This is a genomic window from Natronomonas sp. CBA1123, from assembly GCF_009741925.1.
GTDB lineage: Archaea > Halobacteriota > Halobacteria > Halobacteriales > Haloarculaceae > Natronomonas.
The window spans coordinates 38,718-58,291 of sequence record NZ_WPCC01000009.1 but is presented as its reverse complement, the minus strand read 5'-3'; the positions used below and the strand labels follow the sequence as shown (position 1 = coordinate 58,291).

Below are 19,574 nucleotides of genomic sequence, written 5' to 3'. Positions count from 1 at the left end.
AGTCAGTCCTGTAGCGTCGGGTGGTCCGCCACGATGTACTCGCCGCAGGCGACCTGGTCGATGGAGTGGACCGTCCCGCCGAGGCTCTCGATTCGCTCCTCGATTGCATCGAAAGCCACGTCCTCGCCTTCGAAGGTCAGTTTGACGTTCTGGACCTCCTTGTCGAGTTCGATGAGCGACGACGTGACGCCCTCGACGCTCTCGATGCCGGAGAGTTGCGTCGTGAACTCCAGAATCGAGGGTTCGTGAGGTTTCAACACGTCGATGACGAGCCGGCGAACTGTGGACATACGTTGTGGACAACCTCGCCGTCCAAAAGGGTATCCCGGAGCAGTGGTTTTGGCGCCCGCGCTACCCTCAAGCCGGCGTCGTGCGCTTGAGCAGCGCGACGACCGCGAGGTAAGCGGGCAGCGCGACCGCGAGGACGACACCGATGACGCCCCAGTCGGCGACGCCGAGGGGGACGGTTCCGAAGTATCGGTTGAGCGGCGTGTACAGCACCGCCAACTGGAGCACCAGCGACGAGACGACGGCGACCGCAAGCCAGGGGTTCGAGAACGTCGGCGTCTCCCGCAGCCACCGGATGACGTACAGTTTCTCGAATTCGAGGGCGACGAACCCGGTGAACACCATCGTCATCGCGTACGGCGTGATAGCGGCGGCTCCGCCGAGCGTGTAAAACAGCAATCCGAGCATGAGCACGGTCGACACCGCGCCAGTGCCGCCGATGAGGCCGAGCATCCGGCGGTCGATGATGCCGCGGTCGGACTCCCGGGGCGGCCGCTCCATCACGTCGCCGCTTTGGGGGGTCGGCGCCGAGCGCCAGCGCCGGCAACCCGTCGGTGAGGAGGTTAATCCACAGCAACTGCACCGCAGGCAAGACGAGATAGCCGAACAGCGAGGCGAGAAAGACGAGCGCGACTTCGGCGACGTTCGCGCTGAGCAGGTAGGCGACGAACTTCCAGACGTTGTCGAAGATGGCGCGTCCGCGCTCGACGGCCCGCTCGATGGTGGCGTAGTTGTCGTCGAGCAACACCACGTCGCTGGCGTGTTTGGCCACGTCGGTGCCGCGAATCCCCATCGCGATGCCGATGTCGGCGCTCTTCAGCGCCGGGGCGTCGTTGACGCCGTCGCCCGTCATCGCGACGACGTGGCCGTTGTCCTTGAGCGCACGCAGGATGCGGACCTTGTGTTCCGGCGAGGTGCGGGCGAACACGTCGGCGGTCTCGACGCGCTCGCGGAGTTCATCGTCGCTCATCGTCTCGATTTCCTTGCCCTCGGTGACCGTCCGTCCCATCCCGAGTGACCCTGCGATGGCGGCTGCCGTCCGGACGTTGTCGCCGGTTATCATCTTCACGCCGATACCGGCGCGTTCGGTCGCCGCAATCGCCTCGGCGACCTCCTCACGCGGCGGGTCGATGAGGCCGATGAGTCCGACGAACACCAACTCCGAGTCCATGTCGTCGGGGTCGTCGGCGTAGGCGACTGCAAGCACCCGGAGAGCGTCGTCGGCGAACGTTTTCACCTGCTCGCGGACGCCCTCGGCGGCCTCGTCGGTGAGGTCGGCAGGACCGTCGGCCGTGTGGATGCGACTCGACTTCGAGAGGACGACCTCCGGGGCGCCTTTCACGTAGCCGCGGTCGCCGTGGACGGTCCCCATCCACTTCCGTTCGGAAGAGAACGGAATCTCGTCGGTTCGGGGGTTCTCCTCCCGAAGCGTCTCGACGTCGAAGCCGTACTCCTCGGCGGCGACGACCAACGCCTTCTCGGTTGGGTCGCCCTTCTCGGTGGTGGCGTCGTTACAGAGCGCGCCGGCCCGCAACAGCAGTTCGACCTGCTCGGAGGTGCCGTCCTGTTCCGTCTCGTCGAGTTCGACGACCGCGTCGTTCGTCCACACCCTGCTCGCGGTCATTCGCCCTTCCGTGAGCGTTCCGGTCTTGTCGGTACAGATGACGTCGACGGAACCGAGGGCTTCGACCGCCGGGAGGCTCCGAACCAGCGCGTTCTCGTCGGCCATCTTCCGCACGCCGAGGGCGAGCGTCAGGGTGACGACGGCTGGCAACCCCTCAGGGACGGCGGCGACGGCCAGCGAAATCGCCGTCAGCCCGGCTTGTATGGGCTCGGTCCCCCGGAACAACAACAGCGGGACGACCAACAGGGCCAACACGACCACGCCGATGCCGAGGTACCGCCCCAGTTCGTCGAGTTCCTGCTGGAGGGGCGTTTCGGTCTCTTCGGTCGCCGCCAACTCGCGAGCGATGGCTCCCACCTCGGTGTCCATCCCGGTTGCGGTGACCACCGCGACGCCGCTGCCGCGGGTGACGTTCGTCCCCTTGTACACCACTCCCGTCCGGTCGGCAAGCGGCGCGTCGGCCGCGACGGGGTCGGGGTCTTTCGAGACGGGAGCGCTTTCGCCCGTCAGCGCCGCCTCGTCGATTTCGAGGTCCGTCTCCTCGAGGAGCCGTCCGTCCGCCGGCACGACGTCGCCGCTGGACAACTCCACGACGTCACCGGGGACGAGTTCCGTCGCGGTGACGTCGATGGCGTCGCCGCCGCGTCGGACGGTCGCCGTCGGTGCGGTCAACTCACGGAGCGCGTCGAGGCTCTGTTCGGCGCGGTAGTCCTGGACGAATCCGAAGAGCCCGTTGGCTACGACGATGACGGCGATGAGGACGGCGTCGACGGCGTGACCGGCGACGATAGACAGCGCGGCGGCGGCCAGGAGTACCCAGATGAGAACGCTGTCGAACTGTGCGAGGAGGATTTTCGGCCACGTGCGCGCACTCCCCTTGACGACGTCGTTGGGGCCGTGCGTTTCGAGTCGCTCCGCCGCCACCCCCTCCGAGAGTCCCTCGACGCTGGTGTCGTGGGTGGAGAGGACCTCCTCGGCCGACTGGCTGTGAGGGCTATCGGACACTGTCGCACTGTTCGGCCCCGTGGGTAATGGTACTGTGCCTCTTGGCGGGCGTCCACGGACGACCGAGCGCGGTCAGTACGGGGGTTGCTCGCCGAGTTCGGCAGCCAATCGAGGGCAACGAGTTTTGGGCCCGAACGTTGGATACCTCATATGGAGCTCTCGGCTCGGGGTGTTCGCGATGTCGTTGCACTCCTCAGGGTGGCGTACGAACACGACGTGAAGTATCCGGCTGCCGCACTGGCGTACTACACGTTCGTCTCGCTCGTTCCCCTGCTGTTGTTGGGGCTTGCAGTGTTCGGCCCCCGGTTCGCTGCTGGCGTCGAGGAGTCGATGACGCTGTATCTGACGCCTGCGGCGCGGGAGTTGTTCGCCAACGCGCTCGCGTCGGTGTCGGGTCGAACCGGTGCCTCGGTGCTTTCGGTCACCGTACTCGGCTGGACGAGTGCCAACGCCGCAGTGGCGTTCCTGACGGTACTGGGTCGAATCGAGCGGTCGGCCTCCAGCGGCCGACGCCGACCGACTCGACTCCGCGACGGCGTGGTCGTCATCGGGTCGCTCGCCGCTTCGGGACTCGTCCTCGTGACGACGAGCGCCGTTTCGCTTGCGTTCGCCGACAGCATCCTCTTCGACAGCGTCGCCGCTGGCGTGCTGCTCGGCGCGCTCACGGTGGTGTTCCTGCCGATGTACTACGTCCCTTCGAATGTGGTGTCGGGACCGCGGTCGGCGCTCCCGGGTGCCGTCTTCGCCGCGTCGGGGTGGACCGTCCTCCACGTCATCGTTCAGGTGTACGTCCGACAGGCGCCTCAGTACGCGATTTACGGCACGCTGAGCGGGGTTCTCCTGTTGTTGACCAGCCTCTACATCGCTTCGCTGCTGCTCATGCTCGGGGTCGCCGTCAACTGTCGATACGTCGACGGAGCCCAGATCGGTGTCCCCGCCGAGTAGTCGCGGCGTACTGCCTCACTCGCCCGACGGCGTGCCCCGATATTCCGCAGCGCAGTCGGTACACAGCCCCGTTTCCACGTCGTAGTGGGCCGGACAGACGAGCGCCCCACACCGGGAACACTGGTGCTCGGCAGGTGCCGCCTCGCAGATCTGACAGAGTGTTTCGACGCTCACGTGTTCTCGCCTCTAGTGATACGCTTTCTCGCCGGCTTCGACCGGTACTTCGAGCCAATTTTCGGTCGGCGGGAGGGGACACTCGTACTGGTCGGAGTACGCACAGGTCGGGTTGTACGCTTCGTTGAAATCGAGAATCCACGTCCCGTCGTCGGTCCGGTGGGTTTCGGGTTCGAGGTCGAGATACCGACCGGCACCGTAGGTTTCCTCGCCGCTCGTCGTGTCACGGAACGGTACCCAGAGTCGGTCGTCGTCGGGGTCGCTCTTGTAGGCCTGCAGTGTGACAGCCTCGCCGTCGACCTCGAACCGGAACTCTCCCCACCGGAGATACTCCCGCTCGCCATCGGTGCTCGTTGCGACGGTCACCGTCTCCTTGTCGTCGTGTTCGTGGAGGGTGAGTTCGAACCGATAGGAGTCATCGAGTCCGTAGTAGGAAAGCCCCTCGAAGGCGTTTCGCTCTTCCGGCGGAATCGGCGAGTGTGCGTTCGTTCCGAAGTACTCGTCTTTCGCCTCGCGGTCCTCTCGAATGGCGGTTTTCCAGTCTGTGCCCATACCATTGTATCGCCCCCGCGTGCTTCTATATGTTCGGCAGTTCCAGACCGTCGCGAGCGACGAGATTCCCTGAGGGCACTGGCGCCGTTCCCACGCCACGGGAACGGGCAACACGAATTAAGTCCCACGGCCCGACTGATGGGTTGGTGTCCTGTAGTGTCTCCTGATTCATCGACCCGTTTCGAGAAGACGACAGAACTTACGGCCGACTCGCCGACGCTTATCGAGGGGCTTCCCGGCCTGGGGTTGGTCGCCTCCATCGCGGTCGACCAAATCACGAAGCAACTCGGGTTAGAACAGCACGGCAGTATCGTCTCCGACGATTTCCCCTCGGTCGCGGCGTTCGAGGAGGGTCGGGTTCGCGACGCAGTGCGCGTCTATGCCGGTGAGGACCCCGACGTGATGACTCTGCAAAGCGATGTCCCGATTCCCCCCACGGCAGTCGACTCGTTGAGTCGCTGCGTTCTGAGCGATGTGGCCGACGAGTTCGAACGCGCCGTCTTCCTCGCAGGGGCTCCCGCGGAGTCCCAAGAAGAAATCGGCGAAGTCGCCGGCGTCGCCACGAGCGACCAGTTAGAGACCTCGATGACCGAGGCGGGAATCACCCTGGCCGATGGGTCGGGTGTCATCGGAGGCGTAACCGGTGCGCTATTGGACGACTGTTATCGCAATGACGTTCCGGCGGCGGTGCTCCTCGTCCGTTCGAACCCCTACATTCCCGACCCGGGGGCCGCCCGTGCGGTCATCGAAGACGCACTGGAACCGCTCGTCGAGTTCGATATCGACACGCAGGAACTGCTCGAGCAGGCCGAGGAAATCCAACAGCAGAAACAACAGATCGCCGAACAGCTCCAACAGTATCAACAACAACAGGAGCCGGACCCACGGACAGCGGGGATGTACCAGTAACAGCCGACGGGGCAGCTGACTGTCGCCGTCTGCGCTTCGGCGAGCGGCTATCGGTGATGCTCGGGATTGGGTCGAAGATGGACAGGCAGACGAATCGTAAGCGGCCGTTTCGCGTCCCGACGCTTACGGGCGTCCTCGAGCCGGTCGGCTCGGGTCGTTAGACCGCGACCGGTGGCTCGCCGTTGTCGGCACGCGCGGCGCCGTCGACTTCGAGCAACTCCTGGTAGCGGTTCCGGATGGTGACCTCCGAGATGTCGGTCGCCTTCGAGACATCACTTTGGGTGAGGTTCTCGGGGGTCGACTGGGCGGCCGCATAGAGTGCGGCGGCAGCGAGGCCGACCGGCGATTTCCCCGAGTGGAGGTTGGCCTGCTTTCCAGCATCGAGCAACTCGCGGGCGCGGCGCTCGGTAGCCTCATCGACGCCGAGTTCGCTCGCGAACCGCGGGAGGTACTCGTTGGGGTCGGGGGGCTGGACCTCCAATTGGAGTTCGCGGTTCAGATAGCGGTAGGCGCGTTTGAACTCCACTTCGCCGACGCGACTGACGGCGGTGAGCTCGTCGATCGACCGGGGCAACTGTTCCATCCGGGCGGCGGCGTGCAGCGATGCCGTCGCCATGCCCTCGATCGAGCGCCCGGGCAGCATGTCGTTTTTCAACGCCTGTCGGTAGATCATCGACGCCGTCTCCCGGACGCTCTGGGGGAGTCCCAGCGCCGACGACATCCGTTCGATCTCGCCGAGAGCCTGCTTGAGGTTGCGCTCTTTGCTGTTACGGGTGCGGAACCGCTCGTTCCACGTGCGCATTCGCTGGACCTTCTTGCGCTGGCTGCCCGACAGCGAGTTGCCGTAGGCGTCTTTGTTCTGCCAGCCGATGTTCGTCGAGAGGCCGTCGTCGTGCATCATCTTCGTCGTCGGGGCGCCGACACGGCTCTTGTCGTCTTTCTCGCTGGCGTCGAACGCTCGCCATTCCGGCCCACGGTCGATTTGTTCGTCGTCGACGACGAGGCCACAGTCGGCACAGACGGTCTCTGCGCCGCCGCTTTCGAGCCGGCCGTTACACTCCGGACAGGTCAGCGCGTCCTGTCGGTGTTCGGTCGTCTGTTCGGCCCCCTCCGTTTCGACGGGGGCTTCGGTCTCGTCTTCGGTACTGTCGTACGTCGAAAGTGTGGGTTTCTGAGTCATGCTGGAGGGATGATTCCCGGTTGTTCGCCGGCGGAGGGTCGAGGGCTGAAACGCCCTTTTCCGAACTGTCTTCACTCTATGTAATTGTTCTTTACTTATAAAAGTTTCGCAAACTATATAAATATCAACTGCGAAAACCGAAGTGGTTATAAACTCCCGCAACGCAGCGGTGGCGAATCACGTCCGGGGACTTTCGGGTGGCTTCTGGCACGGCCGTACGGTCGGTATTACTAACCCGCCACTGGGTCTACGGTCGCACAGATGGTCGATGTCGTCGTCTCCACGGCGCTGTTCGTCGTGAGCCTCGCCGTTCTGCTTGTGGCATCCGACGCGTTCACCTCCGCGGCCGAACGAATCGGCCTCTCGTTCGGCATCTCGCCGTTCGTCATCGGTGTGACCATCGTCGCCGGGGGCACGTCGCTCCCCGAACTGGTGTCTTCGATGCTGGCCGTGAGTCAGGGCGCCTCCGAAATCGTCATGGGGAGCGTCGTCGGCTCGAACGTCTCGAACATGCTGCTCGTTCTCGGCATCGCCGCGGTGGTGGGCGGCGACATCCGCGTCATCCGTGAGCTCGTCGAGGTCGATTTACCGCTGTTGGTCGCATCCGCCGTCTTCCTGATTCTCGCGGTGTGGAACTCGCCGTTCTCGTGGTACGAGGGCGTCCTCGCGTTGGCCGCACTGGCCGTCTACGTCCACTTCACCATCTCGGAGAAGGACCGCTACGTCGGCATGCTCGTCGAGGAACTCGTCGAGGACGAACCCGACGCCGAACAGCAACCGACGGCGGGCCCCAAAACCTACGCGCTTCTGTTGGTGAGCATGGCCGTCGTCTTCGGGGCGGCGTACGTTCTGGTCGAGTCGATAATCGACATCTCGGGGTCGCTTGGAATCGGCACCGAACTGATAGCGATATCCGCCGTCGCCCTGGGGACCTCCCTCCCCGAAGTCGTCGTCAGCGTCATGGCCGTCCGCAGGGAACTGCCGGGGCTGGCCGTCGGAAACGTCCTCGGCTCGAACCTGTTCAACAGTTTTCTCGTCACGGGGGTACCGAGTTTCATCGGCGACCTCGCGGTTCCGAACAGCATCCGCGGGTACGGCCTTCCCGTGATGGTTCTGGTAACCGTACTGTACTTCTTCATCACGCAGGACCGAGAAATAACGCGGTCGGAGGGAACGATACTGCTGCTCCTCTACGTGCTCTTCATCATGAACCTCGGAACCTTGCTGTGAGGCAGGCTTCGAGGTTCACGGCCGCCCCGTCGCTCAGGGTTCGGCTTCGAGCATCCAGCCGAAGCGTTTCTCCCAGAACGCCTCGTCCGGGTGCTTCTTGCTTTTGCCCTTCGTCTTTCGGTCGCGAATCTGTCGCTCGAGGGCGTCACGCGCCTCGTTGAGCGCGTGGCTCGCACCGTACCCCTCGCCGGAGGCGATGTAGAGGCCTCTGTCGGTGTGCAGGCGAATCCGGGCCAACAGCAGCGGCGTCCCCCGGAGCTTCTCGTCGTGTTCGTGGAGGTGGACTTTCGCGTCCAACACGCTCATCCCGCCGTCCTTCTCGTCGAAGTTCTCGACCATCGCGACGATGTCGTCGTAGTCCGTGTCGTCGACCAAGTCGACGCCGTACACTTGCACCGCGCGGTTGCCGCCGGCCTCCCACGTGAGTGAATCGAGCACGTCGGTCTTCGTGACGATGCCGTGCGGGGAGCCGTCGTCGGTGACGACGAGCGACGACCCGCCCATGTCGAACATCCGCTCGACGGCCACGTCGAGGGTCTCTTCGGGCGAAATCGTCCGCACCGGCGACACCATCATATCGCGGACCGGTAGGTCCAACACCCGCTCGAGTTCCCCCTCTCGGGCGCCGAAGCCGCCGTGGGTGCGGCCGGAACTGGCGGAGATGTCGCCACCGAAGGAGTCGGTGCCGCCGCCGTCACCGCCCTGGCTCTGGTCTCCGGACCGGACCGTGAAGTCGGTCACGTCGTAGAGACTCAGGATGCCGACTGCGGTGTCGTCTTCGACGACCGGGAGGTGGGCGATGCGGTGCTCCCGGAAGACGTGGAGTGCTTCGCCGAAACTCGCCGCCGGGTCGACGGTGACGAGGTCGGTACTCGCCGCTTCGGCGACGGTCGCCGCATCGAGGTACGGCAGGACCGCTTCGAGTACGTCGTCGGCGGTGACGACGCCGACCAACTCCTCGCCCTCGAAGACGGGGAGGAACTGCGAGTCGGCGTCTATCATGAGTTGCGCGACTTTTCGGACGTCCTCGTCGGGGGGTAAGCCGCGGGGACGTGCCAGACCAGCGAGGCGAGTTTCTCGTTTGGCTGGTGGTGTGACCCCGCGAGTTGGCGCCGCGTGACCACGCCCTCGAAGGTGTCGCCGTAGACGACGACCCCCGTGACCGAGGGGTCCTCGAACGCTCCAGCGAGCTTCGAGACGGGTGTCTCCGGGGGGAACTGCACGTACTCTTCCGATACGATAGTAGTGATATCCATGGGTGTCGGTGTCCGTCCGCGTCCGTTCTGTCGCGCTGTACCGCTGGCCGGAACTGCAGTCGCAACTGCACTGTCGGCACTTCGTACTTCGCTGTCGAAGCAGAAGTAACCGCCGACGGTTCTCGAACTCTGGCACTCGCCATCGGGGTTTTTTATGTGCCTTCGTCGTCGGAGAGGTACGCCATCGCCTCCTCGTCGGTGACTTGGTCGAACCGCTCGTAGAACTGACCGACGCCGCCGAAGTGGCTGGGCGTCTCCAGACAGACGACTTCGTCGGCTATCTCGGACAACTCGCGAACGGTGTCCGGGGGGCCGACCGGCACCGCCAACACGATACCCTCGACGCCGGCCTCTCGGAGCATCGCGAGAGTGGCTCTGACGGTCGCTCCCGTCGCCAGACCGTCGTCGACGACGGCGACGGTCTTGCCGGCCGGGTCGTGTGCGGGCCGGCCACGCCGGTAGCGGTCGGCCTTCTCGCGGGCGTTTGCGGCCTCACGTTCGCGCTCTCGCTCGAAGTACGTCTCCTCGGCGCGGGTGTTGCTGATGGCTGTTTCGTTGCGCCAGACCGTCCCGTCGCTCGCGACGGCGCCGATGGCGTACTCGGGGTTGCCGGGCGCACCGATTTTCGATGCGACGGCGATGTCGAGCGGAACGCCGAGCGCATCGGCGACCGCGCGGCCGAGCGGCAGACCACCTCGCGGGATGGCGAGAACCAACTCCACGTCGATGTCGCGCTCTCGGAGCGCGGCCCCGAGTTGCTCGCCGGCGTCGGTGCGGTCTCTGAATCGGCGACGGTCTGGCATCGTCGTTCCGTAGGTGCCGTATCGACCTCCCTTCTGTGGTGATTCCCACCGAGTAGGAACAGCACCGCCGAGTTCGAGTGGCTACTACTCGGTGCCGTCGGCGTCGCGTGTGGGCGACTCCGACTCGATGACTGCAGCGAGGTTTTCCAGTTCCGGGCTCTCCAACTCGTCGGCGAGGTGGACGATGACGTCGTCGAGGGTCACGATGCCCAGTAGCTCGCCGTCTTCCATGACCGGCACTCGCCGGACGCCCGCCTCGCGCATCCGTTCGGTCAACTCCAGCACGCTCACCGTGGGTTCGACCGAAAACACCGACATCGCCAGGACCTCGTTCACTGCCGTTCGGTCGAGTTCCTCGATGAAGTTCTGTCCGTAGATGACCAGGTCTCGGTCGGTGACGATGCCGATGACTTCGTCGCTCGCGTCCACGACAACGGCACTCCCGACTCGTTCTTCGAGAAACACCTCGGCGACGTCGATGAGACTATCGTCGAGATTGACCGTCACGATGTCCTCTTGGATGAGGTCGGTGATGTCCATACGTACATTGTCGGAGAGAACCACGATTAACCCACCGACCAGTGTGGGGGCACTCGGAAGACCAATGCACGGCGACGACCGGTCGATTGACCCGCTCGGAGCGACAAACAGCCGGTCCGTTCTCATATGGTGGGAATGGTTTGCATGTTTGATGTGGCCGCGTGATGATACCCAAACGTATGAATTTCGACGAATTCACCGGCGAGATACAGCACCGACTCGAACTTCCCGGCACCGGCGAGGCGGTTCGAGCGACTCGGGCGACGCTGATGACGCTGGGCCAGCGGCTACCCGAGGGCAACGCCGCTGACCTCGCGGCGTCGCTTCCGATGGAAGTCAAGTGGTACATGACCGGCGCAGTTCGGGACCACGGCCAGCGCTTCGGCTGGTCGGAGTTTCTGGACCGCGTCAGCGACATCGAGAAGACCGACCGAGCGGATGCCGCCCACCACGCTCGGGTCGTCATCGACCTCGTTCACTCGCAGGTTCCGGAATCGGACTTCCGACAACTGCGGGACGCGCTGCCCGAAGCCCAGGACGACGAGAACTGGCGCAAACTCTTCGAAATCGTCGATTCGGGCGGCTGGCAGGCAACCGGTGGCGCACGGACCGACGGCAACGACGACTAGCAGTGTCTAGAGGTGGCGTATTTTTGGCGTCCGGAAGACCGCTCAATATGGAGGTTTCCATCGAATGTGGATGTGGCAATCTGGCGTCAGGGGTTGCAGACGGTAATCTTGCGATGGCTACGTCACTCGAGTGTGTCGAATGTGAGGCGATGTGGGCGGTCACGATTACCAACATTCGAGACGGCGAGTCGACCACATGATTTTGGCTACTCAGTTGAAATAATGGGTGATTGATGTTTTTACCCACTTGTCGCCTGTTGAGGACGGCGGGTCAGTGACCCACGACTGACGTCGTGGGCTTCCTCCTTGCATCTCCGTAAAACAGAACAGGACTCGATGGCCGCAGCACTCCCCGTATGCGTCGACCGCCGAATCGGTAATAACAGGACATACGTGTCGGCTCACCGTCGGCTGATACAGGCATGGCAGGCCGAGTCGGACCCAAGATTCGCCGGTCAATCTCGGGGAATATCCTGAAGTACTATCTCTACAAGGCGACGAAGTCCGTCGAGTTTTATCGGCCGGTGATGTACCTCTTTTTCCTCGCTCAGGGACTCTCGTTCACGGAGATTGCGCTGTTGGAGGCGATTTACAATCTGACGACGGTACTTGGAGAGATTCCGACGGGCTACGTCGGTGACCGCGTTGGCCGTCGAAACAGCCTCATCCTCGGGACGGCGCTCATCGCAGTGACACTGGTCGGAATCGGGCTCTCGAGTTCGTTTCTCCCGTTGGCCGGACTATACGTCTGCTGGTCGATGGGGTACAATTTCCGCTCCGGAAGCGAAGATGCGTGGCTGTACGACACCCTCACCGACGAACTCTCAGAAGACGAATTCGCTGACGTGAGAGGTCGTGGTGAGTCGGCCGCGTTGGCCGCTGGGGCAGTGGCGGCGATTCTCGGCGGGTATCTCGGCAGTATCGACCTCTCGTATCCGTGGTTCGTCGCGGCGGGTGTCACGAGCATCGGTGTCGTCGTCCTGCTGACAATCGAGGAACCGGAGACGTACAAACAGACCGCGACCGACACGCTGAGTCTCCGGCGGACAGTGGGTATCGTACGCGATGTCGTCGGCCGCCGTCAGTTGCGAGCCTTCCTGCTGTACTACTACGTGCTGTACGCCGCCGTCACGTACCTCGTCTTCGTCTTTCTCCAACCCATCTTCGAAACAGTCGTCGTTGACCTCGGTATCGCGGCAGCGCAGGTCGAACCCTTGTTGGGATGGTTTTATGCAGCCTACAGTCTCGTCGGTGCCCTCCTCAGCTACTACACAGGCGCTATCAAGGAAACGGTCGGGCTACAGACGTGGTTTCTCGTCATCCCGTTCGCTGTGGGCGGTGCCTTGGTCGGGATGTACTTCGTGCCACTTCTCGCACTCCCGACGTTCCTGTTGATTCGTGGCGTTTCGGACGTCACTCGCTCGTTCGCCGGCCAGTACATCAACGACCGCATCGACACACTCGGTCGGGCGACTGTCCTGAGCGCGATGGCGATGGTGAGCGGCTTGGCCGTTGTCCCGTTCCAACTCGGCAGTGGCGTCATCTCCGATATCGTCTCACCATTGTTCGCGCTGGGCGTCGGTGGGGTGATTCTCGTCGTCGGGTCGGGCGCCATTCTCCTGTGGGAGGCACCAATCGACGCGGAACCGTGGGGACGCTGACACCCACGAGCAGTGTCAGACACGCGCTGTGCGGTTAGCACGACTCGGTTCCGCACGCCGACCACGACGCTGCCGCCGCTGCACTCGCCGACAACGCGACGGTTCCGACGGTGAACGTGGTTCCCGACACACCGGTCGAGGACCTCTCGCTGGCGTTCTATCGACTCGTCGCTACCTCCTGCCCGAGATGGGTGTTCGACGACCCTCACGTCGCCGAGCGTTCGCGCTGTTGCGGGTACATTGCGGTTCGAGTTGAGCTACCCACCGCTGAAGCGGTGGGATTCAGCGTGGACTCCCGTTCTCGCCTCGGTCGAGGCAGGTGATTCATACTCACCGTTCACGTTCAGCGTCCCGCTGTTCAAGCGCACGCCCAAGAGTGCGCCTTCGTCGCTCCCAGTTTGGGTGCGACGAAGATACCGCAGACCGATGTTCTTGGCAGCGTTGTAGTCAGCGTGGTTCTCGTAGCCGCACTTCTGACACTCAAAGGACTCACTCTCACGGTTATCGGGATGTGTGAACCCACACGTCGAACACCGCCGCGACGTATTCTCCGGGGCAACCTGTGCTACGTCGATACCGTACTCGGCGGCTTTGTATTCGACGTACTCGTTGAGGCGATTGAACGCCCACTTGTGGCCCCACGACGCGCCGGTACGCTCACGAATTCCCTTAGGAAACCAGAGATGAACTGTCGGGTCAGTCTCCCCGGTTCATCTCCGCCTCATCGATTATCGTATTCAGTATCGATTCGGCCATGGTCACAATCTCTGGCTCAGGTCGCTCTCCGTGAATGAGCGAACCGGCGTCGAACTCTGCGTACGAAAGCCCCCGTTTGGCAGCCAGTAACGTCAGACCAATATCGAATTCCCAGCCAGTATAGTCGGTCAAGTGGGTGCGATAAGAACGGGATAGGAGGACGATTCCTCCGAGCGGTTGGTCAGCGTCGACGATAGAGGGGAAGAACCGCCGAAGTAACGGTTTAACGCACTGTCTCACTAGTGGTGGATAGTAATCAGGGTCCGCCCGCACAATGTCTGCACCCTGTTCGTGTCGTTCAATAGCTTCGTACAGCCAAGACTCCGACGGATTTTCAATGTCACCGTCTATCAAGAACACGAGCTCCGTATCAGCTGCGTCAAGACCTGCGAGAACCGCTCGCCCCTTCCCTACTTGGGGTTCCTTGACAACGCTAGCTCCCGCCTGTTCGGCTGTAGCACCGGTCCCATCTTTCGAATCGTTATCAACGACAATCACCTCACTAACCGGCGGATGGGTTTGGAACGTGTTAACGACGTTTCCGACAGTTTCCGCTTCGTTTCGACATGGTATGACTACCGTTACTTCGTCTTCGTATCCTTCTGGAGAGCGGTCGGGTTCAAGCCTCCAGTCGTCTTCCGGTGCCCGAGGCTCAATCGTTCGCAAGTGGTCCCAGTATATCTCGCCATCAATTAGTTGACTTTTACCATCGAACTCCACTCTGTACGTGACCTGAAAGAATTCGCCATCGGTGCGTTGCCATATCTCATCCAAATTCTGAATGAGCATTTTGACGCCTCCGAGAGTACCTTGCCCCCAGCAACCGGCGATGAGAAGGACTTCGTCGCCCGAGTATGGGTGGGGCAAGCGAGATATGATTCCGAAATCTTCCATCGCTTCTTGCGGGGTCGGATCCGGTGGGTCATGGACGACGTACTCGTTGCTCACTACGCGGTTTTTCTCGGTATCAAAATAGAATTCAATTCCGAGGTTTCGGTTGGGGTTCAGGGCTTGTTCGGCAATATCGTTGTTCACAGGCCCTCCCAGTGCGATGATGTTCTTGTCCCGCCAGTTGCCGGGGTGCTGTTCGGTCAACGACGAAGGAGTTTGATTCGGCGACGAAATTCCGGCCAGATGTGATGTTACTTCCTGGAGTGCGCGAGAGTCAAACGGGCCAGTCCCTCTGGTTCGACCCGGATGTCTGTTCTCGGTTGTCGCTGAGATAATAATCGAATCTTCGTTGAACCACGGTTTCCAAAATTTTCTGGAGGTACGAATCTCGTACCGGTCAAGCAGATACCGGACAGATCGGTCGGTCACCGCCCCAACAACCCCCGAGGCTAATATGATACCGAGCTGTGTGCTTACACTCATCAGCACGAAGGACGTAACAATCAAAGACATATCTTTCCCAGACGTTTCCCTGACATGACTAGACAGCTACCGCCGTATCCTGGAGGCGGGACGTTTGAGACAACGCAAACACTAGTCTGATTCTGACGGTTGGATTTCCTCCGATACGGTTCTCGATTTGCAGTCTTACTGTCCGGCCGTGTCACGCTATTTCATATCAGAAAAATGAACTCTGGCGAAACTCCTCGACTCGGTTTCGGCCCTAGTTGTCCGAAGTCACGGACTTCGGGAGATATAAACCTGACACGCGTCAACTCAAGTTGAATGACACAAAAGATGAGTCAGTCGGGTATCGACGCCCTGCTCAGCGCCGAGGGTGCCGGAGTCCTCTCGCTGACCGACGGTGCGGAGACCTATGCAATCCCGGAGTCGTTCGGATACGACGGGACGCATCTATACTTCCAGTTCGCCCACGAGGACGACAGTCGGAAGATGGCCTTTCTCGAGACGACCGACGTGGCGACGTTTACCGTGTTCACCACCGAACCCGCCGAAAGCGTCCAAGCGCGCGGGCGAATCGAAGCGGTTCCGCACGCCGACCACGACGCCGCCGCCGCTGCACTCGCCGACAACGCGACGGTTCCGACGATGAACGTGATTCCAGACACGCCGGTCGAGGACCTCTCGATGGCGTTCTATCGACTCGTCGCCGACTCCCTCTCGGGGCGGGTGTTCGACGACCCGATGAAAAATCCGACCGAGGCCTGAGTTCCGGGTCAGGCGTCGTCGGCTGGCCGTCTGTTCTCTCCGATGGCTCGGGCAATCGAAAGCACGTAGCCGAGGCCGTACTGGATGTCGGGGTCCCGTGCCGCTTTCACCAGGCCGAGCGCGCCGACGCGCTCGTCGGGTTGCTGTTCGGCGTCGCCGACGCTTTTGAGAACCGTCTCCAGTCCGTCGTGGGACTCTTCGTCGGCGGCCGTCTGGGCGAGTTCCCCGAGCGAAGAGCCGGTCGCGGCCAGCGACCGAACCATCTCGTCGTCGAGCGCCGCCGTCAAGAGCGTCGCCACGCTCGCCAGTTCGACCAACTCGTCTAAGGCGCCCGTCTCCTGAAGGGTGACGAGGGTTTCGAGGGCGTCCTGGAGTTCCGCGCCGTTTTGGCCGACGCTCTCGGCCAGGCCGACGGTTTCGTCGGTCGCGAGGCCGTCGGCGGACTCCGCGAGCGTCGACGTCGTGTCGGCGAGGTCGCGAGCCATCTCGTCGGTGAGCGCGCTCTCGCCGAGGGCGAGCACGTCCAGCAGTTCGTTGACGGCGTCCAGTCGTTGGACGAACTCCGCGACCGCTTCCGGGTTCTCCTCGATAGCCGCTTCCAACTCCGACGGCACCTCGGTTGCTTCGCCGGACATCTTCAGAGTAACCCCCGTGCGGTGAGCCAGTAGGACTCGTTGTACGCCAGTTTCGCCCAGTGGATCTTCTCAGAGGGCGGCACCGGCGACGGCGGATTCTCGTAGTCGAACTCGACGAACGACGCCGAATCCATGCCCGTCTCGACGAAACACAGCGTCTTCCCCTCGTAGGTCGCCGTCGCCGGCCGGCCGCGGATGTCGCTGGCGAGTCGCCGGCCGACGACGCCGGCCTGATAGTGAGCCACGCTGCCGGCGTTCGGGGCGCCCGTGTCGGCGGTGTCACCGATAGCGTAGACGTTGTCGGCGTTCTCGGCTTCGAGGGTGTGTTGGTCGACTTCGACCCAACCGCTGTCGCCGAGTCCGGCTTCTTCGACGAGGTCGACGCCGCGGTGCGGCGGGATACCGACCAGCAGGTCGTAGTCGATGTCGGTCCCCTCCATCGAGGTAAGCCGGTTCGCCTCGGGGTCGACCGATTCGGCGTTGAAGAACGTCTCGACGTTGATGTCGCGGTCGTCCATTATCGGTCGTGCCCATTCGGCGATGTGGGGATTGCCGTGGACGCGCTGAATCGGGTAGGTGTAGGTAATCTCGACGTCCTCCCGGAGGCCGCGCTTTCGGAACCAGTCGTCGGCCATGAACACGAACTCCAGCGGCGCCGCCGGGCACATGTGCGGCGTCCCGATGACGCTCAACACGATGTGGCCCTCGGTGAACGAGAGTAACTCCTCGCGCAGCGTCTCGGCTCCGGACTCGCTGTAGTAGTCGTGGCCGCCCTCGGCCAGGCCGGGTATCTCATCGGGTGCGAGCGTCGACCCGGTCGCGAGCACGAGATAATCGTAACTGAGCGAGGTTTTGTCGCGCATCCGAAGCCGCTGGCTGTCCGTGTCGATGTCCGTGACGCGGTCGATGCGGAGGTCGATTCGGTCGTCGACGAGTTCGTCCAGCGGCCGACGGCCGTCGGCCGGCTCGCGCTCACCGAACGGGACGTACAGCCACACCGGCTTGTAGACGTGGTCGGGGCCGTCGTTGACGAGCGTGACTCTGACCTCGTCGGCTTCGAGTTCGGCGTCCAACCGGTCTGCGAGGTCGTTCGCCAACACGGCCCCACCGGTCCCGCCGCCGAGGATGACGATATGGTCGGTCATGCTTTCTCCACGTAGAACGCGTAGTGGTCGTCTTCCTCCTCGACCGCCAGCAGCTCGTTTCCGGCCTCGTTCGTCCACTCTTCGACGTCGGTCAGCGACTGCTCGTTATCGCTCAAGAGCAGCACCACGTCGCCCGGTTCGACAGCTCGAATCTTGCCGATAAGGTCCATCAACGGACCGGGGCACGCCGACCCCCGAGCGTCGACCGTCTCCGTCGGTTGAATATCTGTCTCTGTCATGAGTACAGGTGAACGTTCGCGGAGAACTCATATTAATATTGTGTGGATATCCCAATATATGGGAATAGTATTCGGTCGGCGTGGACGATTCCACATCGAATACTGCAGACCTGGGTTTCGACAGCATTGAGGCGGCCTAGGCAATTCTGAAATACGCTTAAGCCATCTCGGACCCTCTAGTAATGTTCAGAGGTAACTCAACCATGAAAAAGAACGTCGGTGGATACGACCAGCTCGCTCGGTTCGTCGTCGGACCGGCACTTATCCTCGTGGGCGGCGCGGCACTCGGTGGGCTCATCACGCTCGTGGCGGGAACACTCGGGCTCGTGCTCGCAGGCATCGCCGTCTTTGTCGGGACCGTCTTGACGCTGACTGCGATGACGCAGACGTGTCCGCTCAACGCGGTCGTCGGCCTGAACACCTACAAGGACCGTTCCGCTCAGCAATCGTCATCCGAGGACGCCAAGCCAAGCACGAAATAATCAACTCGTGCCAGCATCTCCGATATCGGTGTCTGGCACGCGCTCCGTCTTCGATACGGCCACCGGACGACGGCGAGCCAACTGAAACCGGTGGCCGCTCAGCGAACCCGTTCGCCTACTCGGCTGTTGGTGCCGTGTCTCCGGCTGACCCTGATGACGTGTTGAGGTAGAGGTAAATCAACACGAGAATCAAGACGACTTGGACCGCCTTGTCGACGTAGTCGACGATTCCGTACTCCGATTTGACCACGAGCCAGATCGGGATCTGGATGAACGTGTATGGAATCCCGACCAAGTAGAGGAGCTTTCGCTGAAAGTCGAGGAAGAAGAGAACGAGTGCCCCGCCGTAGCCGACGCCGGCGAGTGCAACGGGAATCCGCCCCTCGACAATACCTGCATACACGTGGAGCACGCCAGTAACGACGACCAACGCGACTGCCAGCCACTGAATCCGTGTGAGTGATCCGATTCGACTTGCCGAATTATTTTGTCCATTCATTGCAATACTATATCGTGTCGCATAGTGCATAAGGACTGTTATTACTCGGATTCAAATCTCGTCATACGACGATAGCTGTGCAGCTGTGGATATTTCTCTCTCAGTGTGGCGCCGCTACTCCTTCGACTGGAAAAGAGCGCTTCCCACACAACTCCCCCGTTCGATTGCTACTCCATGTCGGCGTCCGATGCCGTCTCGACCGGGTCGACCCGGAACACGTACCCCGAGTAGGCGTTCTCGAGGTTCGTCGGACCCTCCTCTTCGGTGTGGTCACGACAGAGATACGCCGTCGCCACGACGGCTCCGTGGCCGGTATCTTCCTGATAGCGCTCACGGACGACGAACGCCGGTGATTCCTCACAGCCCCGGCGGTGGCATTCACTGGGTGGTTCCTCGTCTTCCCTCGGCGGTTCCAGCTCCTCGCTTCGAGAGAGTGCTTCCTTGATGTCTCGCTCCCGCTGTCGCCGCTCTTCGTCGGCGGCCTGCTTCTCCCGACCCTCTTTGGTGTCTGCCATTCGTGACAGTTGGGGCGCGAGCGGCATAATGGTGTGGTGGCTCGGAGCCGTTCCCGTGAGTAGACTGGCCTATCCGCCGCCGATTTCGATGACGACGGTCAGTTCGGTTTTGCCACCCGGACCGACGGCTTCGATATCGAATCCGGCGGCTAACAGCACTGCCTCGTCGGCACGGTCCTGCACTACGACGCCGCCGCTGGATTCACACGTGCCGAATCGCTTGCCGGCACCGCGCTGGCAGTTCTCGGTGGCCCACTCCTCGGCGACCGTTCGGTTGAACGATGCGTTGTAAGCGACGCCTTCGTCGATTCGAGTTCGCCGGAGTGTCCCGATTCCCGCTCCGATATCCGCTCGAACAGCCCTGACCCGTTCGTCGCGGTCTCGCC

Annotated in this window: 18 protein-coding genes and 3 pseudogenes; 7 read left to right on the top strand and 14 right to left on the bottom strand. The window is 62.4% G+C overall.

Annotated elements, in window-relative coordinates; translation table 11 throughout:
- Positions 1 to 2 precede the first annotated feature (2 nt).
- Both GJ631_RS06380 and GJ631_RS06375 read right to left on the bottom strand, forming a co-directional pair.
- Positions 3 to 290, bottom strand: a complete 288-nt coding sequence (locus GJ631_RS06380) for a DUF211 domain-containing protein (RefSeq protein ID WP_156708354.1) — start codon at positions 288 to 290, stop codon at positions 3 to 5.
- A gap of 67 nt (positions 291 to 357) precedes the next feature.
- Positions 358 to 2,917 (bottom strand): annotated as a pseudogene (locus GJ631_RS06375) (calcium-translocating P-type ATPase, PMCA-type).
- Positions 2,918 to 3,067: 150 nt separating this feature from the next.
- Here GJ631_RS06375 and GJ631_RS06370 point away from each other — a divergent pair.
- Positions 3,068 to 3,862 carry a YihY/virulence factor BrkB family protein gene (locus GJ631_RS06370; RefSeq protein WP_156708352.1) on the top strand — a complete coding sequence of 265 codons (795 nt, stop codon included), beginning with the start codon at positions 3,068 to 3,070 and terminating at the stop codon, positions 3,860 to 3,862.
- A gap of 186 nt (positions 3,863 to 4,048) precedes the next feature.
- On the opposite strand, the gene GJ631_RS06360 is transcribed toward GJ631_RS06370, so the two are convergent.
- On the bottom strand, positions 4,049 to 4,588 hold the full coding sequence (locus GJ631_RS06360) for a DUF1684 domain-containing protein (protein WP_156708351.1): 540 nt from the start codon (positions 4,586 to 4,588) through the stop codon (positions 4,049 to 4,051).
- A gap of 156 nt (positions 4,589 to 4,744) precedes the next feature.
- On the opposite strand from GJ631_RS06360, the gene GJ631_RS06355 reads away from it, so the two are divergent.
- Positions 4,745 to 5,497, top strand: coding sequence for a proteasome assembly chaperone family protein (locus GJ631_RS06355; RefSeq protein WP_370518569.1), 753 nt, complete (start codon positions 4,745 to 4,747; stop codon positions 5,495 to 5,497).
- 157 nt (positions 5,498 to 5,654) lie between these two features.
- Here the strand turns inward: GJ631_RS06355 and GJ631_RS06350 are convergent, their stop codons facing one another.
- Positions 5,655 to 6,677 carry a transcription initiation factor IIB family protein gene (locus GJ631_RS06350; protein ID WP_156708349.1) on the bottom strand — a complete coding sequence of 341 codons (1,023 nt, stop codon included), beginning with the start codon at positions 6,675 to 6,677 and terminating at the stop codon, positions 5,655 to 5,657.
- Positions 6,678 to 6,938: 261 nt separating this feature from the next.
- Between GJ631_RS06350 and GJ631_RS06345 the strand changes: the two genes are divergently transcribed.
- Entirely contained in the window at positions 6,939 to 7,907 is a 969-nt protein-coding gene (locus GJ631_RS06345) for a calcium/sodium antiporter (RefSeq protein WP_156708348.1), read from the top strand.
- A 33-nt stretch (positions 7,908 to 7,940) separates the two neighbouring features.
- Here the strand turns inward: GJ631_RS06345 and GJ631_RS06340 are convergent.
- The 3 genes and pseudogenes from GJ631_RS06340 to GJ631_RS06330 form a co-directional block, all read right to left on the bottom strand.
- Positions 7,941 to 9,163 (bottom strand): annotated as a pseudogene (locus GJ631_RS06340) (CBS domain-containing protein).
- A 152-nt stretch (positions 9,164 to 9,315) separates the two neighbouring features.
- Positions 9,316 to 9,966 carry a phosphoribosyltransferase gene (locus tag GJ631_RS06335; RefSeq protein WP_156708347.1) on the bottom strand — a complete coding sequence of 217 codons (651 nt, stop codon included), beginning with the start codon at positions 9,964 to 9,966 and terminating at the stop codon, positions 9,316 to 9,318.
- Between the two features lie 84 nt (positions 9,967 to 10,050).
- Positions 10,051 to 10,506: a cyclic nucleotide-binding/CBS domain-containing protein gene (locus GJ631_RS06330; RefSeq protein ID WP_197424873.1), complete on the bottom strand. Its 456-nt coding sequence runs from the start codon at positions 10,504 to 10,506 to the stop codon at positions 10,051 to 10,053.
- Positions 10,507 to 10,685: 179 nt separating this feature from the next.
- Here GJ631_RS06330 and GJ631_RS06325 point away from each other — a divergent pair, with 179 nt between their 5' ends.
- Both GJ631_RS06325 and GJ631_RS06320 read left to right on the top strand, forming a co-directional pair.
- Positions 10,686 to 11,135, top strand: coding sequence for a DUF2267 domain-containing protein (locus GJ631_RS06325; RefSeq protein ID WP_156708344.1), 450 nt, complete (start codon positions 10,686 to 10,688; stop codon positions 11,133 to 11,135).
- Positions 11,136 to 11,557: 422 nt separating this feature from the next.
- Positions 11,558 to 12,796 (top strand): MFS transporter, encoded by a 1,239-nt coding sequence (locus tag GJ631_RS06320; RefSeq protein WP_156708343.1) that lies wholly within the window; start codon positions 11,558 to 11,560, stop codon positions 12,794 to 12,796.
- 257 nt (positions 12,797 to 13,053) lie between these two features.
- Here GJ631_RS06320 and GJ631_RS06315 read toward each other — a convergent pair.
- Positions 13,054 to 13,461, bottom strand: a pseudogene (locus GJ631_RS06315) (zinc ribbon domain-containing protein); the annotation flags it as partial.
- A 31-nt stretch (positions 13,462 to 13,492) separates the two neighbouring features.
- Positions 13,493 to 14,926: a glycosyltransferase gene (locus GJ631_RS06310; protein WP_197424871.1), complete on the bottom strand. Its 1,434-nt coding sequence runs from the start codon at positions 14,924 to 14,926 to the stop codon at positions 13,493 to 13,495.
- 303 nt (positions 14,927 to 15,229) lie between these two features.
- On the opposite strand from GJ631_RS06310, the gene GJ631_RS06305 reads away from it, so the two are divergent.
- Positions 15,230 to 15,673, top strand: coding sequence for a pyridoxamine 5'-phosphate oxidase family protein (locus tag GJ631_RS06305; protein ID WP_156708341.1), 444 nt, complete (start codon positions 15,230 to 15,232; stop codon positions 15,671 to 15,673).
- Between the two features lie 8 nt (positions 15,674 to 15,681).
- Here GJ631_RS06305 and GJ631_RS06300 read toward each other — a convergent pair whose 3' ends face one another.
- From GJ631_RS06300 to GJ631_RS06290, 3 genes are read right to left on the bottom strand one after another with little or no spacing between them, the layout of a single operon-like run.
- The gene (locus tag GJ631_RS06300; RefSeq protein ID WP_156708340.1) at positions 15,682 to 16,308 is read right to left on the bottom strand and encodes a DUF1641 domain-containing protein; all 627 of its coding nucleotides are present in this window, start codon (positions 16,306 to 16,308) and stop codon (positions 15,682 to 15,684) included.
- A gap of 2 nt (positions 16,309 to 16,310) precedes the next feature.
- Positions 16,311 to 17,453: an NAD(P)/FAD-dependent oxidoreductase gene (locus GJ631_RS06295; protein WP_156708338.1), complete on the bottom strand. Its 1,143-nt coding sequence runs from the start codon at positions 17,451 to 17,453 to the stop codon at positions 16,311 to 16,313.
- Complete coding sequence (locus GJ631_RS06290; RefSeq protein WP_156708337.1) at positions 17,450 to 17,692, bottom strand: sulfurtransferase TusA family protein; 243 nt, start codon at positions 17,690 to 17,692, stop codon at positions 17,450 to 17,452. The genes GJ631_RS06295 and GJ631_RS06290 overlap by 4 nt, the downstream gene beginning before the upstream one ends.
- Positions 17,693 to 17,895: 203 nt before the next feature.
- Between GJ631_RS06290 and GJ631_RS06285 the strand changes: the two genes are divergently transcribed.
- Positions 17,896 to 18,174, top strand: coding sequence for a DUF2892 domain-containing protein (locus GJ631_RS06285; protein WP_156708335.1), 279 nt, complete (start codon positions 17,896 to 17,898; stop codon positions 18,172 to 18,174).
- Between the two features lie 115 nt (positions 18,175 to 18,289).
- Here the strand turns inward: GJ631_RS06285 and GJ631_RS06280 are convergent, their stop codons facing one another.
- The gene (locus GJ631_RS06280; RefSeq protein ID WP_197424869.1) at positions 18,290 to 18,604 is read right to left on the bottom strand and encodes a hypothetical protein; all 315 of its coding nucleotides are present in this window, start codon (positions 18,602 to 18,604) and stop codon (positions 18,290 to 18,292) included.
- Between the two features lie 236 nt (positions 18,605 to 18,840).
- Complete coding sequence (locus GJ631_RS06275) at positions 18,841 to 19,188, bottom strand: hypothetical protein (protein WP_156708333.1); 348 nt, start codon at positions 19,186 to 19,188, stop codon at positions 18,841 to 18,843.
- Positions 19,189 to 19,574: the final 386 nt, after the last annotated feature.